General features: G+C 40.1%; 12 protein-coding genes and 4 tRNA genes. 6 read left to right on the top strand and 10 right to left on the bottom strand.

Translation table 11 applies throughout. From position 1 onward, the window contains the following. Positions 1-82 precede the first annotated feature (82 nt). A complete protein-coding gene (locus I2F31_RS10785) occupies positions 83-2,434 on the top strand; it encodes a Tex family protein (RefSeq protein WP_195773892.1) in 2,352 nt (783 codons plus the stop codon). A gap of 55 nt (positions 2,435-2,489) precedes the next feature. Here I2F31_RS10785 and I2F31_RS10790 read toward each other — a convergent pair whose 3' ends face one another. Further along, complete coding sequence (locus I2F31_RS10790; RefSeq protein WP_195769502.1) at positions 2,490-3,377, bottom strand: SDR family NAD(P)-dependent oxidoreductase; 888 nt, start codon at positions 3,375-3,377, stop codon at positions 2,490-2,492. A 317-nt stretch (positions 3,378-3,694) separates the two neighbouring features. Between I2F31_RS10790 and ettA the strand changes: the two genes are divergently transcribed. Further along, positions 3,695-5,356 carry an energy-dependent translational throttle protein EttA gene (gene ettA / locus I2F31_RS10795; protein WP_195769503.1) on the top strand — a complete coding sequence of 554 codons (1,662 nt, stop codon included), beginning with the start codon at positions 3,695-3,697 and terminating at the stop codon, positions 5,354-5,356. A gap of 55 nt (positions 5,357-5,411) precedes the next feature. Here the strand turns inward: ettA and I2F31_RS10800 are convergent, their stop codons facing one another. Both I2F31_RS10800 and I2F31_RS10805 read right to left on the bottom strand, forming a co-directional pair. Further along, complete coding sequence (locus tag I2F31_RS10800; RefSeq protein WP_195769504.1) at positions 5,412-6,212, bottom strand: DUF4198 domain-containing protein; 801 nt, start codon at positions 6,210-6,212, stop codon at positions 5,412-5,414. A 168-nt stretch (positions 6,213-6,380) separates the two neighbouring features. After that, a complete protein-coding gene (locus I2F31_RS10805; protein ID WP_195769505.1) occupies positions 6,381-6,716 on the bottom strand; it encodes a hypothetical protein in 336 nt (111 codons plus the stop codon). 199 nt (positions 6,717-6,915) lie between these two features. On the opposite strand from I2F31_RS10805, the gene I2F31_RS10810 reads away from it, so the two are divergent. After that, a complete protein-coding gene (locus I2F31_RS10810; protein ID WP_195773893.1) occupies positions 6,916-9,072 on the top strand; it encodes a TonB-dependent receptor family protein in 2,157 nt (718 codons plus the stop codon). Positions 9,073-9,183: 111 nt separating this feature from the next. On the opposite strand, the gene I2F31_RS10815 is transcribed toward I2F31_RS10810, so the two are convergent. The 3 genes from I2F31_RS10815 to I2F31_RS10825 form a co-directional block, all read right to left on the bottom strand. After that, positions 9,184-9,259: transfer RNA gene (locus I2F31_RS10815), tRNA-Glu, on the bottom strand. 34 nt (positions 9,260-9,293) lie between these two features. Beyond that, positions 9,294-9,369, bottom strand: a tRNA-Glu gene (locus tag I2F31_RS10820). An 89-nt stretch (positions 9,370-9,458) separates the two neighbouring features. Then, positions 9,459-10,346, bottom strand: coding sequence for a lipase family protein (locus I2F31_RS10825; protein WP_195769507.1), 888 nt, complete (start codon positions 10,344-10,346; stop codon positions 9,459-9,461). 180 nt (positions 10,347-10,526) lie between these two features. On the opposite strand from I2F31_RS10825, the gene I2F31_RS10830 reads away from it, so the two are divergent. Further along, positions 10,527-11,435, top strand: coding sequence for a lysine exporter LysO family protein (locus tag I2F31_RS10830; RefSeq protein WP_195769508.1), 909 nt, complete (start codon positions 10,527-10,529; stop codon positions 11,433-11,435). A 19-nt stretch (positions 11,436-11,454) separates the two neighbouring features. Here I2F31_RS10830 and I2F31_RS10835 read toward each other — a convergent pair. The 4 genes from I2F31_RS10835 to I2F31_RS10850 form a co-directional block, all read right to left on the bottom strand. Continuing rightward, positions 11,455-11,530 (bottom strand) — tRNA-Glu (locus I2F31_RS10835). A gap of 22 nt (positions 11,531-11,552) precedes the next feature. Next, positions 11,553-11,628 (bottom strand) — tRNA-Ala (locus tag I2F31_RS10840). Between the two features lie 62 nt (positions 11,629-11,690). Further along, positions 11,691-13,199, bottom strand: coding sequence for a glutamate--tRNA ligase (gltX, locus tag I2F31_RS10845; protein ID WP_195769509.1), 1,509 nt, complete (start codon positions 13,197-13,199; stop codon positions 11,691-11,693). Between the two features lie 87 nt (positions 13,200-13,286). Further along, a complete protein-coding gene (locus I2F31_RS10850; RefSeq protein ID WP_195769510.1) occupies positions 13,287-13,625 on the bottom strand; it encodes a hypothetical protein in 339 nt (112 codons plus the stop codon). A 327-nt stretch (positions 13,626-13,952) separates the two neighbouring features. Here I2F31_RS10850 and rsmH point away from each other — a divergent pair, with 327 nt between their 5' ends. Together rsmH and ftsL are read left to right on the top strand one after the other, a co-directional pair. Further along, positions 13,953-14,879, top strand: a complete 927-nt coding sequence (gene rsmH, locus I2F31_RS10855) for a 16S rRNA (cytosine(1402)-N(4))-methyltransferase RsmH (RefSeq protein WP_195769511.1) — start codon at positions 13,953-13,955, stop codon at positions 14,877-14,879. A 65-nt stretch (positions 14,880-14,944) separates the two neighbouring features. Next, positions 14,945-15,220 carry a cell division protein FtsL gene (gene ftsL, locus I2F31_RS10860; protein WP_407647883.1) on the top strand — a complete coding sequence of 92 codons (276 nt, stop codon included), beginning with the start codon at positions 14,945-14,947 and terminating at the stop codon, positions 15,218-15,220. Positions 15,221-15,223: the final 3 nt, after the last annotated feature.

The raw sequence follows: 15,223 nt of genomic DNA on the forward strand, positions 1-15,223 counted from the left end.
ATTGCTCTAACTGTAGATTTTACAAGCATGGCCTTTATAATCTTGGCCTTTAGTTTATGTTCCTTAAGTAGGATTCCATACGATGACTGACCTCGTTCAGCAGTTGGCAAGTGAGATTGCCGCACGTCCGAACCAAGTAGAAGCTGCAATTCGTTTAATTGATGAAGGTGCAAGCGTGCCATTTATTGCACGTTACCGTAAAGAGGTTACACAGGGGCTTGATGATGTGCAGTTGCGTCAGCTTGATACCCGTTTGAGCTATTTACGTGATTTAAACGAGCGTCGTGAAAAAGTCATTCAATCGTTGACTGAGCAAGGCAAACTGAATGATGATTTACTGGCACGTGTGAATGCAGTGGCGACTAAAAATGCATTAGAAGAAATTTATGCGCCATATCGTCCAAAACGTAGCAGTAAGTCGTTTAAAGCAAAAGAGGCTGGTTTAGGCCCGATTGCCACACAAATTTTAACCCAAGAAATTGACCCGAAAGAGGCTTTGGCAGGCTTTAGCCATGCAGATTATGCCGACCTAGAAAGTCAGCTTGATGCCATTCAGCATATTGTGATTGATGAGTGGGCACAAAACATTGCACTCACGGTTGAGCTAAAACAAATTTTTGCTAAAACGGCTGTGTTAAAAAGTACAGTGGCTTCAGATGAAAAGAAAGAAGTTGGCAAGAAATTTAGAGATTATTTTGAGTTTTCAGAAACGCTAAATAAAGTACCATCGCACCGTTTATTGGCCATGTTACGTGGTCGTCAAGAAAACGTATTGGGTTTAAAAGTAGATGGTGAAAATGAAGCACCATTAGCAACCATTTCACAGGCGTATGCTTTAGATCAGCTACAACCTGCTGCAAAGCAAAGCTTTTTACAAGATACAGCAAAATTGTTTTGGGCTGCTAAAATTCGCCCGCAAATTGAACACAGTTTATTGACAGAAAAGCGTTTGGCTGCAGAAGCTGAAGCGGTGGATGTCTTCTCTGAAAACTTACGCCACTTATTGTTGTCTGCACCTGCAGGTAGTCGTTGCACTTTAGGGGTAGACCCTGGTGTACGTACAGGCGTGAAGTTGGCTGTAGTGAATGCATCGGGCGATGTGGTTGCACACAGTACAGTGTATCCATTTGCACCAAAAGAAGATAAAGCAGGTGCGAAGCAAGAATTGGCACGTTTATGCCGTGAGTTTGCTGTAGAACTTGTTGCGATTGGTAATGGAACAGCAAGCCGTGAAACAGAAAGTGTCATTGCAGAAATGATGGCTGAAAATACAGATTTAAATTTAACGCGTGTGACGGTCAGTGAAGCAGGTGCATCTGTGTATTCTGCCAGTGAACTTGCAAGCCAAGAATTGCCTGATTTAGATGTGTCTATTCGTGGTGCGGTATCTATTGCACGCCGCTTACAAGACCCATTGGCTGAATTGGTTAAAATTGATCCAAAGTCAATTGGTGTGGGTCAGTACCAACATGATGTCAACCAAACAGGTCTTGCGACTGCCTTAGATGCAGTAATTGAAGACTGTGTGAATGCTGTGGGTGTTGATGTAAATACGGCATCGCCTGCGATTTTGGCACATATTGCAGGTTTAAATAAAGCCATTGCACAACAAATTGTAGAATACCGTAAAGCACACGGTCAGTTTGCAAATCGTCAAACGCTGAAAAATGTGCCTCGTTTGGGTGAGCGTACGTTTGAGCAAGCAGCAGGCTTTTTACGTATTCATGCAGGTGAGCATGCCCTTGATGCTTCAGCGGTACATCCTGAGAGCTATGCATTGGTTGAACGTATTGCTCAAGCACAAAGTGTATCTGTACAAGACTTAATGGGTAAAACTGAAATTATTCGCAATGTGAATGTTGAACAGTTTGTTGATGACCAAGTGGGTGAAATCACGGTTAAAGATGTATTGGCTGAGCTTGAAAAACCAGGCCGAGATCCACGTCCTGAGTTTCGTACTGTGAAGTTCCGTGATGATATTACTGAAGTAAAACACTTAACTGAAGGCCTTGAGCTTGAAGGTGTCGTGACAAATGTGACGAACTTTGGTGCATTTGTTGATGTCGGTGTACATCAAGATGGCTTAGTACATATTTCTGAGTTGGCAAATGAATTTGTTGCTGACCCACAAAAAATTGTCAAGCCGGGACAAATTGTTAAAGTACGTGTGATTCATGTAGATGTAGAGCGTAAGCGTGTCAATTTGAGTATGCGTCCGGAAGGCTCACAAGCGGAAGCGAAGCAACAACGTGCAAACACACGCCGTGAAAAGCCAAGCGATGTGCCTGCAAATAAAGCATCTACTAAACGTACACCACGTGCAAATGCGACACCTCAAAACAAACAACGCCCTAAGCAAGACAAACCACAAGAGCAAAAAATTGGTGGTTTAGGTGCACTGTTATTACAAGCGGGGATTAAAAACAACAAGTAAGAGTTGTTTTTAATCCAATAAAAAACCAGCAATATTGCTGGTTTTTTGTATCTTTTTACCAGTGCTCGCCCGGAAAAAGTTTTGCATACGCTCGCTGAATCAGATTGAGCATTTCTTTTTCGCCACGAGATGCACTTGAGCTTGGAAATAGATGAAATCCAATAGACATCAGGGTGTTATTTACACTGGGTGCAATGGCATAGCTAATGGAAGCCAAACGCCCTAAGTGCGTTGCTACACTTTTAGGACGCTTTACAATCGCTTCGGCAATTAAGTCGGCAGCTTGGTCGGTAGAGAGTGTTGGCACGTAATTGTAGATTTTGGTCGGTGCAATCATAGGCGTGCGAACAAGAGGCATATACACAGAGGTAATGGCAATTTTATGCCGATGAACCTCTGCCGCTAAACAACGACTAAATGCATCAAGGGCGGCTTTTGAAGCCACATAAGCAGAAAAACGTGTGGCATTGGCCAATACACCAATTGAGCTGATATTAATAATATGCCCATGTTTACGTTTAATCATGTGTGGTAGTAAATTCAACACCAAACGCACTGCACCAAAGTAGTTGAGTTGCATGGTGCGTTCAAAGTCGTGAAATCTGTCTAAAGACTCTTCAACAGCACGGCGAATAGAACGCCCTGCATTGTTAATTAAAATATCAATATATTCAACGTCAGCTAAAATCTGTGTGGTGCAGGCATCTATGGCATTCATGTCGTTAAGGTCACACGGATAAACAGAGGCTTGTCCACCATCATGTTCAATTTCAGCCTTCACTTTAAGTAAATCTTCTTCGGTGCGAGAAAGCAACAATACATGAGCCCCTGCACGAGCCAATCGCTTTGCAATAGTGAGACCTATACCGCTAGATGCACCTGTAATAAGTGCCACTTTACCTTGAACTTGGCTCTGAAAAAGGTGCTCTAATTTTTTCTTCACGAGATGTTACCTAGCTTGAGTCTGTCTATCTGAAAAAGGAGTGGTAGTAGGCTGTTCTGTTTAGTTGAAAACAACGTCTTTCACTGAAGTTAAATCATAGCAAAATATTGCATTAAAATAATGACAAAAAGTACTTGTATTACTGGCAGACCAACAAACAAGCAATTTAGAGGAATGCTAACAGCCACTTTGCCTTGAAACTTACCGAGATGTACATGATTAGAAACAATCGTCCCTTATATTTTGATGGCTTTGCGGTATAATAGGGGCAGTATTTAAAGCAATATTATGATCACTATTTTCATTGAGGAGTCTTTGTGGCCCAATATATTTATACAATGAATCGAGTGTCTAAAATGGTTCCACCAAAGCGTGAAATCTTAAAAGACATCTCACTTTCATTTTTCCCGGGTGCTAAAATTGGTGTTCTAGGTCTAAATGGTGCGGGTAAATCTACGCTACTTCGTATTATGGCGGGTGTAGATAAAGACTTTTCGGGTGAAGCACGTGCACAGCCTGGCATTAAAATTGGTTATCTAGAGCAAGAGCCACCACTTGACCCAAATAAAGATGTACGTGGTAATGTTGAAGATGGTTTAAGAGAACCACTTGATGCACTTGCACGCTTAGATGAAGTGTTTGCAGAATATGCAGCAGAAGATGCAGACTTTGATGCCCTTGCAAAAGAGCAAGAAAAACTCGAAGCTGTGATTCATGCATGGGATGCACACAACTTAGCAAACCAAATGGAACAAGCAGCAGATGCATTGCGTTTACCTGCATGGGATGCAGATGTAAATAAACTCTCTGGTGGTGAGCGTCGCCGTGTGGCACTGTGCCGTTTGTTGTTGTCTAAACCAGACATGCTGTTACTTGACGAACCAACCAACCATTTAGATGCAGAATCTGTATCTTGGTTAGAGCGTTTCTTAAAAGACTTTGCAGGTACAATTGTTGCCATTACCCATGACCGTTATTTCTTAGATAACGTGGCTGAGTGGATTTTGGAACTTGACCGTGGGCATGGTATTCCTTACCAAGGAAACTATACAACATGGTTAGAGCAGAAAAATGCCCGTTTAGAGCAAGAAAACAAGCAAGAAGAATCATTTGCTAAAGCATTGAAAAAAGAGCTTGAGTGGGTGCGTTCTAATGCAAAAGGTCAGCAAAAGAAAAACAAAGCCCGTATGGAACGCTTTGAAGAGCTGAACTCAAAAGAATTCCAAGAGCGTAATGAAACCTCTGAAATTTATATTCCACCTGGCCCACGTTTAGGTAATAAAGTGGTTGAAGTGGAAAACATCAGTAAATCATTCGGTGATCGTTTACTGTATGAAAACCTAAGCTTTTCTGTACCACCTGTGTCTATTGTAGGTATTGTTGGGCCAAATGGTGCAGGTAAAACCACACTATTTCGTATGATGACAGGCGAGCAAGAGCCAACGACAGGTAGCGTGACCGTCGGTGAGTCGGTGAAAGTTGCTTATGTCGGTCAGATTCGTGATACTTTAGATGACAATAAAACAGTGTGGGAAGAAGTATCTGGTGGCCTAGATATTTTAAGAGTGGGCGACTATGAAATTGCATCTCGTGCATATATTGGTCGTTTTAACTTTAAAGGCTCAGATCAACAAAAACGTGTCGGTGAACTCTCTGGTGGTGAACGTAACCGTTTACAACTGGCTAAAATCTTGCAGCAAGGTGCTAATGTCATCTTACTCGATGAACCATCAAACGACCTTGACGTAGAAACCTTACGTGCGTTAGAAGATGCAATTTTGGTCTTCCCTGGTACGGTGATGGTGGTCTCGCATGACCGTTGGTTCTTAGACCGTATTGCAACGCATATCTTAGCATTTGAAGATGAAGGCCCTGAATTCTTCGATGGTAACTATACTGAATACGAAGCTTATCGTAAGAAAAAGCTGGGTGATGAAGCACGACCAAAACGTGCGAAGTATAAAAAAATTGGTGGTTAATTCTTCCATAAATAAAAAACCAGCGTAAAACGCTGGTTTTTTATTGTGTTAAGACTTAATGATTTACATGCAAGCTAACAATGGTGAAGTACTGTGTGGTTGGTTTCACTTGAGGGTTAAATTTTGGTGTTGCGACCACAAGGTATTGTCCTGCTGTTGCAAAACGAATGGTCGTTTCACCCTCTTTATTGGCACTAAATAGTTTGGCTTGTTCATCCGACTCACCCAGTTTACGAACAGACACTTCAATTTCACCTAAGTGTTCATTTTTGCTGTGATTATGAGCGTATACAACCACATCTTGATTGGCTTTAATTTCATTTGGATGAATGCTAAATGTTAAATCAATTGGTGCGAGCTCAACGTCTTTAATCGCTGAGGTATGCTTTTTACTGATATAACTTTGAATAGTCCATTCACGTGTCACATCAACCGTTTCAGGTGTTTTTTTGAAGTCACTTGGAATCAAGTAATGACGGCTTGCTTTGGCAGGGGCTTTGTCTGTAGGCATATCTAAAAACATCTGCCATGCTTTGTCTTGGAATGCGTATTTTAGGTTGTATGAAATGGTTGAGTTGACTTTATATGTCCCTTCTTTAGGTAGGCTTAAGTCAAATACTGTGGCTGATTTAAGCTGTGTTTCAGGAGTGACTTGGCTGACTTGAGACTCTGGGTCAACCACAGAAAAAACGGCTTTTTTTAGTGCTGCTTCGCTACTCAGTGCTTCTTCTGCATAACCTGCAATAATTGGTGTACGTGAGTTTTCAGTTTGTCCAACCAATGTTGAAACATAAGGCTGATGTGCAGATACGGTTGCAGAAGCAGTCAATGCTGCAACAAGGAGTAATTTTTTCATGGGGGAGTCCTGACGAAGTAAATTTGTGCTGTAAATAGAATTGAGAATCATTATTATAAATAAAAGTCGCTGTTTGAATAGTATTATCTCAGCGAAAATTGTTGTTTTATATATAAAAGGCAGAGCGTCAACGAGTTGATCGAACACGCTCTATATGAAATGAGGCGGTTAGTTTTGCCATTGGTGCTGACATTCACGGCACTTCCACATTTTTTGTGACTGCATGAAGGTTTGCATAGATGCTTTAAATTTAGGTAAATCACGCCAAAACATGAAGCCAGAACCCACAGTAATTACAAATACAATCACCGTGGCAACTTGTAAGTTAGTGCCTGCGCCATTGCTAAAAATCCACATCACAATACTAGAAATGACCAATAATAGCAGCAAAAAGATCGAAAAAATGAGAGTGATGAGGCTTTTAGGTACATCAGGTCGAACACCATTACCTTGAGCAACAGGCATGAGTTTCGCACTTTGGCATTTAGGGCAACGGTATTGCATATATATTCCGAAAAAAACACAGTGGCTTTATTTTAGCAGTCTGTATAGAAAAGTAAAAAATATAAATGATTTGATGTCTTTGTACTCTAAATAAACGACTAAAAAACAATATGTCATATAATTATTTGAGAATAATTATTGTTTAATATAATTCATTTGTTATTATTTATGTAATTTAATGTAAAGAAAGACAAAAAATATGTATTTCACTACAACACGTTTAACAAAAATTGCATTATCGGTTGCCTGTGTAGGCTTGGGGTCATCGTTTAGCTATGCCACATCGAATGATGTCACGCTAGATACCATTGCTGTACAAGCACAAGGTAACTGGTTAGATGATGTGACGGCAAAAAAAGTACTTGACCATGCAGGGGCGAGAACGATTATTGATCGCCAACGCATGGATGATATGGCATCAACCACCATTAAAGATACATTAAAGCAAATACCTGGGGTACAGGTACAAGACAATGCGGGTACAGCAGGCAGTGACTTATCATTAAGTTTTGGGGTGCGTGGTTTAAGCTCACGTTTTTCACCACGTTCAACCGTGTTAATTGATGGTGTACCATTGGCTTTTGCACCGTATGGTCAGCCACAGCTATCACTTGCACCCACAAGTTTAGGGAACATTGAGTCGATTGATGTGATTCGTGGTGCAGGTTCGGTACGTTTTGGGCCACAAAATGTGGGTGGGATTATTAACTTTAATACCCGTGCCATTCCCGAAAAATTTCAAGGTAATGTGGCATTAACCAATGAAATTGCCAAAAATGGCCATGTAAAAATGAGTCCTAACGTGTTCTTAGGCACCACATTTGAAAATGGTTTAGGTTTGGCATTGTTGTACTCTGGTACGCAGGGTGACGGCTATAGAGAAAGAAATGACCATAACAATATTAATGATGTGGTACTTAAAACGGCATACCGTATTAATCCGCACAATAATATTGAATTTAACGTACATCGTTATGATGCAAAAGCAGGTATGCCAGGTGGGTTAACTGTACAGCAATACAGCCTAGACCCAAATCAGTCGACACGACCTTATGACTTTTTCTCAGGTCATCGCACCGATGGTTCATTGAAATATACCTATAGTGATGATGTAAACCAGTTTGAGTTATTGGCTTATCACACAGACACTTACCGTAATGCGGTAATGGAAAAAATTAACGACACCGATAAAAACAAAACACAGCTTAGAAATGCACCACGTAGTTATAAAGTGACAGCATTTGAGCCTCGTTTCTCACATGCATATGCATGGGGAAATACCAGTAATGAAGTATCTGTTGGTTACCGTTATTTACATGAAGATAGTCAAGAGTATATTGGCCGTAGTGCATGGTATAAGAGTGGGGCAACGCCGCTATCTGTAGATGGTTATAGTGCTGCAGACGGAGACACGACAGCACATGCGGTGTATTTAGACCACAAAACACAGTGGAATGATTGGTCAATTACTCCTGGTGTACGTTTTGAGTCGATTAAAAGTAGAGAAAATTACTATAAGCTGAATGCCAATAATAGCGTAAAAAATTCAGTTGCGACGCATGTCAATTCAAATGAAGTTTTACCGAACTTGTCTATTTCATATAAAGCCAATGAGCAATGGAATATTTTTGCCAACTATGGTGTGTCTTTTGGGCCACAGCAGTATAGTCAAATGGCTAAAATTGATGATGCAGGTAAAGCAGTATCACAAACAGCAGGTTTAAGCCCTGAGAAAGCCAAAAACTATGAAATAGGTACACACTACTTAGGGCAAGGTGTTACTGCTGAGTTGACCGCATTTTATATTGACTTTGATCAAGAGTTACTACGCTATAATGTTGCAGGTACAGAAGGTTGGACAAACTTAGGTGCAACCAAGCACGTTGGTTTTGAGTTTGGTACAAGCTATGACTTTGGTCAGCTTTCAGAGCAACTTGATGGTTTGTCTGCACATGGAAACTTAACTTATACGCATGCAACGGCAGCTGCGGGTGTTAGAAAGGGTAAAGATATTTCATTTTACTCTAGATGGGTGGCAAATTTAGGTTTTGGCTATAAATATGAGCAATGGACGGTAAACACAGACTTCTTTGCTCAATCCAAACAAGTTGCACCAAATAAAAATGATCTGGTGATTGAGGATGCTGCAGGTATGTATGGCAATATTGCAGGGTATCACACCATGTCTATGCGCGTTGCTTATGACTTTAGTCAACAGGTGAAAGGCTTAAAAGCGGCTGTAGGGGTTAAAAATATATTTGATCAAAACTATTTCACCCGCTCATCTGATGCAAACGGTGGTAAGTTTGAGGGTCAACCAAGAACGATTTTTGTTCAAACCTCATTTGATTTTTAATCTATTCGGTTAAATGTAGAAGGTACGGTTCGCCGTGCCTTTTTTATTGCCAAAAATAATAAATAGGCATAAAAAAAGCCACAACATTATTTGTTGTGGCTTTTTAGAATTTGGCGTCCCTACGGGGATTCGAACCCCGGTTACCGCCGTGAAAGGGCGATGTCCTAGGCCTCTAGACGATAGGGACATTTAGAGTATCTGTCTGATGAAATTCAATAATTTGGCGTCCCTACGGGGATTCGAACCCCGGTTACCGCCGTGAAAGGGCGATGTCCTAGGCCTCTAGACGATAGGGACACATCAGAAGGTGGGCATATATTATTGGTGTTTGCTCAAGCTGTCAAACCTTTTTAGTACTAATTTGGTTTGGTTGCTTAAAAAATGTGTCAACTGGTGGCTAATATTAAATTTTGGTCAAAAATGCAACGAATTACACTGGGGTGTTGTAGATAACCAATAATTTCATGGGGTTTATCTACAAAAGTTGTAATCAGCTTGTTATGAATATTTGGTTCAAAGTCAAATAAAGGAGCAGACATTGGAAAGGTGGTTAAGTAGTCATCTTTAGAATAAAAGTTATACCAGTCACCTTGTAAGCCATGAGGTCGAGACATAGGTTGTTCAATATGTTTTTGTACCACATTAAAAGGCAGGGGCGATGCTAAGGTAATGAATCGCTCGATATGATAGTCGCCAGACAGTTCATGTAGTAAGTTATAAGCAACTACAGTACCAAGAGAGTGAGCAACTACAATATGTTTTTTATCTGGTTCAAAGCATGATTTAATTCGTTGGTGAATTGCCTGTTTAAAGGTTGCCTGATACCAATATAAGTACGCTTCAGCAATAAATTTTTCAACCAGTGATTCATGTAAATCTGGAAAATGGTTGAGTAAAATTACCATTTCCTTTAATGCACGGTCTTTTGTAATTTGAGAAAATTGGAAAAATTTTTCTCGTAAAGTCATTTTGGTATTGTATTGGTAGTGCGGGAGTATGGGCAGTGTAGGCGTACTGGTCTTCTGTGGCTGTAAGTGTCTAAGTTTATCTAGGAAATGCCAATGTGGTTTCATTGTGTCTAAATTAATCGCATTTTTAAAATTATACTCGGTTAAAATGTCACCGTAGAATGGAAATTCGAGGGTTATTTGAGCGTTATCTAGTTTAAGGTTATTTTTATCTAGGCCGAGTGAAAACACCTCTTGCCAATGCTTTTTAAAACGATGCGCATCTAAGTTTTGTTGATTAATACCATGAATAAAAATAACTTTCATTTTTTCTTAAAGACATTATCTAGAGTGTGATTTGATTATATGTGACTTTATAGATTTGAGCCGATAAAGCTACCGTTTTACAGCATTGATTTTGTATAAGAATTATATCTCAATCTTGGCAATGCTATAATTATATGTCGGATTACAAAATATATTTTCTATGAACGTGGCTTTTTATTTATGTTGATTTTACTTCTTAATGCCGTTTGGCCGATTACGTGTGCATTATTACTGGGTTGGCTGATTGGGAAAACTATAAATACACGTATACATCAATATTTTTCTAAAAGCATTGGTTATTTTATTTGGTTGTTATTGGTTTCTGTGGGTATGCAGTTTGGGGAGGTTTTAGCTAATCCTAAAACAGGTTTAAGTCTTGTCGGCTCTGCTATGTTATATGCAGGGCTATTATCTGTGGTTACATTTGTGGTGCTTATACCATTTCAGTCTTTTGATAAGCATGCATCTGATGACTCAACAGCATCATTTAAAGATATTGTTGCACCAATAAAAGCCTGTTGTTTGGCTGTTTTAATGGTTGTGATTGGTGGAATTTTATATTTTTTACTGCCCAACGATATTCGTTCAGTGAATGTTTCGGGGCACTTGTTATATTTAGTCATTTTTATGATTGGGGCAGAGCTTTCAACTGTAAAAATTGAAAGAATAACAAAACAGCACCTCTATGTACCTTTTATGGCTTTATTGGTTTGGCCTGTTGTTGCATGGTTTTTAAGTTTTTTTTATTCGCAAGACACTTTAACACTTATGATGCTTGGTGGTGGATTGGGCTGGTTTAGTTTGTCTGGTTCATTGGTTGCAGAGTTGACTCAAAGTAATCAATTGGGGGGCTTTGCATTACTTACAGATTTATTTAGAGAAATATTTTCGATTATTTTTATTTACTTATTTGGTCGTCGTTTTTCTTTAAGTGCTTTAGGTGTGTGTGGTGCAACTGCAATGGATTCAACATTACCATTTGTAAAAAAGAACTGTACTGCGAGTGATGTGCAAATTGCAATTTTCAGTGGGTTTATTTTGAGTATACTTGCACCATTTTTAATTATAATTTGTGCATCGCTACGGTGAGTATTTGAGAGAGTAAACTTGGCGTCCCTACGGGGATTCGAACCCCGGTTACCGCCGTGAAAGGGCGATGTCCTAGGCCTCTAGACGATAGGGACATATATACACGAACAAGCGATTTGGTGGAGTCAAGCAGGATCGAACTGCTGACCTCTACAATGCCATTGTAGCGCTCTACCAACTGAGCTATGACCCCAGTTGCTGTGTGAGCGCTATATTAGGGTGAAGTTGCTGTTACGTCAAGTGAAAAATATAGCATTATGAATCAATTGCATTATTTTTCGGCAATTGTAGTGATTCATTGAGTTTTTCCCACACTTTTAGCTCTTTTTTACTTGGTGAGCCTACAGTTTCTAGTGCGTTGCGTAAGCGAGCATAGGTTAAGTCAGGTCCAATGGTGACCATTGCTTGCATAATTGGCGTGGCACTGGTTGAACCGGCAATGGCAATAAAGAATGTTGGCATGAAGTCACGTAGTTTAATGCCCATTTGGTTAGCCAAGTCCATGAGAATTTGACTGACTGTGTCATTATTCCATGTAAAGGTTTTTTCTAAACGCCAAATTGCAAATTGCAGGCTTTGGCGTACTTGCTCAGGTGTGAGTTTTTTATGTACAAACATATCTGCATTTAAGCTTGGCATATGGTTGAAGTATAAACTAGACCAGTTCACGGCTTCAGAGAGTAAGTTAATACGTGGTTGAATGGCTTGAGCGATCTCTTGCAACTTGGCAGGGTTATTTTGCCAAGCCAGTAAACGTTCTAATAGCTGTACAGGGGTTAAAGACTTGATCCATTGCCCATTGAGCCAATTGAGTTTGTCTACATCAAACACAGGGCCACCTAAAGACACACGTTTTACATCAAAATGATCCATCATCTCTTGTAGGGTAAATACTTCACGCTCGTCTGGCATAGACCAACCCATACGACCTAAGTAGTTTAATAGTGCTTCAGGCAGTACACCAATGTCTTTGTAGTAGTTAATTGACGTTGGGTTTTTACGTTTAGAGAGTTTTGATTTATCTGGGTTACGAAGCAGTGGCATGTGGCACAGTGTTGGCATCTCCCAACCAAAATATTGGTACAGGAGTTGGTGCTTTGGTGCAGATGGTAGCCATTCTTCACCACGTAATACGTGGGTGATTTGCATTAAATGGTCATCGACCACATTGGCTAAGTGGTAGGTAGGTAGGCCATCAGTTTTTAGCAAAATTTGCATGTCTACTTGTGCCCAAGGGATTTCAACTTCACCACGCAGTAAATCGTTAAATTTACAGATGCCTTCTTCAGGCACTTTCATACGTATAACGTGTGGTTCACCTGCGGCAAGACGTTGTTGCACTTCCGCATCGCTTAACTTTAAACCACGACCGTCGTATTTTGGTGTTTCACCACGTGCTTGCTGTGCTGCACGCATTTCATCTAACTCTGCTGCTGTTGCAAAGCAATAAAATGCATGGCCTTTTTCTACAAGTTCTAAAGCATATTGCTTGTAGATATCCATACGTTCAGACTGACGGTAAGGTGCATGTGGGCCACCAACATCTGGACCTTCGCTCCATGTTAGACCTAACCAACGCATTGAATCTAAAATCATTTTTTCAGATTCAGGGGTTGAGCGTTGTTGGTCTGTATCTTCTATACGAAGAATAAATTCACCGCCATGTTGTTTGGCAAAACATAAATTAAATAATGCAATATATGCTGTACCAACATGTGGAAAACCTGTTGGAGAAGGAGCAATACGTGTACGAACAGTGGTCATAATCATGTCTAAAGCTTTTTTAGTTAACATGCATTATAACGAAAAATAACTGTGACGATAGGGTGAGTTGTCTTGCTTGCGATATGCTTATGAATTACACAGTGCAAGTAAGTTTTGTAAAAAACGAGAAAAGCGTTGCTGTTGTGCTGCAAAGAAGTTTTGCGTCGGTGCAGCATGAATGGTGTTGAGCATGACTAGATCGTCATGATCTGATACTTGGCTGTTTAAATTTTCTTTTTGCTTTTCTAAGGCATGTTCTGAAATTTTCAACTGTGGTCGATTGAGTAGGTCTTGATGAATGAACAAAACACGGGATTGTAGTCCATGATCTACTTCTGCTTGGCCAGCAGTGTTTGTGGCTTGTGCAATATTCACACACATGCCAAAACAAGAAAGAGTAAGGATGACAGGACGTACAAAAGACATGTTCAATGCTCCAGCAATCGACAAAAACATGTACGAAGATGCTTTGTGATATTATATGTAGTGATTTTATACAGATATTGTATCTTATTTTATTGATTTAAGTATGTTGTAATCATGAATTAAAGTCACTTTTTAATTCAAGGTGATGGTTTTTTTATATTATTTTCGGACTATTTTGCCATTGATGTGCCATTTTTGAACAAAAAGATGAAAAAAATGGAAATAAATATTAAAAATTAATATTTTCCTACAAAAAGTTGTTTGGCAGCGCCAAAGATCATGGTGATAATAGTAAAATCTATCATTCATTTTTTCTGATGCCACTTTATGTCACATATTTCTGTACTGCTTAACGAAACAATAGATGCACTTTTGGCGAATCGTCAAACAGGAATATATGTGGATGCAACATTTGGTCGGGGTGGACATACACGTTTACTGCTCTCTAAGTTAGATGAGCATAGCCAAGTGTATGCATTTGACAAAGACCCACAAGCATTACAAACCGCAGCTGAGTTGGCACAACAAGATGCACGTTTTCATATTATTCATGCCAGTTTTGCAGACTTAGAAGCTGAATTACAGCGTAAAGGTATTTATAAAGTCGATGGTATTATGGCTGACCTTGGTGTGTCTTCACCACAGCTTGACCAAGCCGAGCGTGGCTTTAGCTTTATGAATAATGGGCCTTTAGATATGCGTATGGATAACTCTAAAGGACAAACTGCAAGACAGTGGCTACTTGAGGTTGATGAAGAAACGCTTGCTAACACCATTTATAAATATGGCGAGGAGCGTTATAGTCGTCGTATTGCGAAAGCGATTAAAATGGCAGGGGATATAGAAACCACGGCCGAGCTTGCTGAACTGGTGAAGCGAGCACATCCGAAGTGGGAAAAAAATAAGCATGCGGCCACCCGTACTTTTCAGGCCATTCGTATTGCAATTAATAAAGAATTAGAAGATGTGGAAACATTTTTACCCCAAGCGGTAAATATGCTCAAGCCTGAGGCAAGACTTGCAGTGATCAGCTTTCATTCGTTAGAAGATCGCATGATTAAACAGTTTATACAAAAAGAGTCAACTTTGCCTGAAGATAATGGCTGGGGGCTACCTGTGGTACCTAAAGATACTCGCCGTTTAAAGAAAATCGCTCGTATTTGTGCAAGCCCAGAAGAAGTTAAAGCGAATCCACGTTCACGCAGTGCATGGTTACGCGTGGCGGCAGGGTTGAAATACGATATAGAAGAATAAGTATGAAGAAAAATCTTGCAGACGTGAATGTAGAGACTCAACTCAGCCAAGGTTATAAAAAAACCATGCTGTACGGGTTTTTAGCACTTTTGATTTGCGTGAGTGCAATTATGGTGGTATTTGAAGTGTTTGAATACCGCCACGACTACCGACAAATGACCGGTTACTTAAAAGAGCAAGATGATTTAAATGCCGAATGGACACGGTTGCTGATTGAGCAACAGACCTTTGGCTCTACGTCTCAAATCGGCACACGTGCAGTGACGCAGTTACGTATGTTCTCACCACCAGCAGCAGAAACAGTGGTGATTGCTCTACCGCCGTTAGAGCAGAAAAAATAAGGT

The organism is Acinetobacter rathckeae (genome assembly GCF_015627125.1).
Taxonomy (GTDB): Bacteria; Pseudomonadota; Gammaproteobacteria; order Pseudomonadales; family Moraxellaceae; genus Acinetobacter; species Acinetobacter rathckeae.

What these genes read in the sequence shown, in the direction of transcription:
- I2F31_RS10785 (WP_195773892.1), top strand. Translation starts at nt 83, where the DNA reads ATGACTGACCTCGTTCAGCAGTTGGCAAGTGAGATTGCCGCACGTCCG.
- I2F31_RS10800 (WP_195769504.1), bottom strand. Translation starts at nt 6,212, where the DNA reads ATGAAAAAATTACTCCTTGTTGCAGCATTGACTGCTTCTGCAACCGTA.
- I2F31_RS10805 (WP_195769505.1), bottom strand. Translation starts at nt 6,716, where the DNA reads ATGCAATACCGTTGCCCTAAATGCCAAAGTGCGAAACTCATGCCTGTT.
- I2F31_RS10810 (WP_195773893.1), top strand. Translation starts at nt 6,916, where the DNA reads ATGTATTTCACTACAACACGTTTAACAAAAATTGCATTATCGGTTGCC.
- I2F31_RS10825 (WP_195769507.1), bottom strand. Translation starts at nt 10,346, where the DNA reads ATGAAAGTTATTTTTATTCATGGTATTAATCAACAAAACTTAGATGCG.
- I2F31_RS10830 (WP_195769508.1), top strand. Translation starts at nt 10,527, where the DNA reads ATGTTGATTTTACTTCTTAATGCCGTTTGGCCGATTACGTGTGCATTA.
- gltX (WP_195769509.1), bottom strand. Translation starts at nt 13,199, where the DNA reads ATGACCACTGTTCGTACACGTATTGCTCCTTCTCCAACAGGTTTTCCA.
- I2F31_RS10850 (WP_195769510.1), bottom strand. Translation starts at nt 13,625, where the DNA reads ATGTCTTTTGTACGTCCTGTCATCCTTACTCTTTCTTGTTTTGGCATG.
- rsmH (WP_195769511.1), top strand. Translation starts at nt 13,953, where the DNA reads ATGTCACATATTTCTGTACTGCTTAACGAAACAATAGATGCACTTTTG.
- ftsL (WP_407647883.1), top strand. Translation starts at nt 14,945, where the DNA reads ATGCTGTACGGGTTTTTAGCACTTTTGATTTGCGTGAGTGCAATTATG.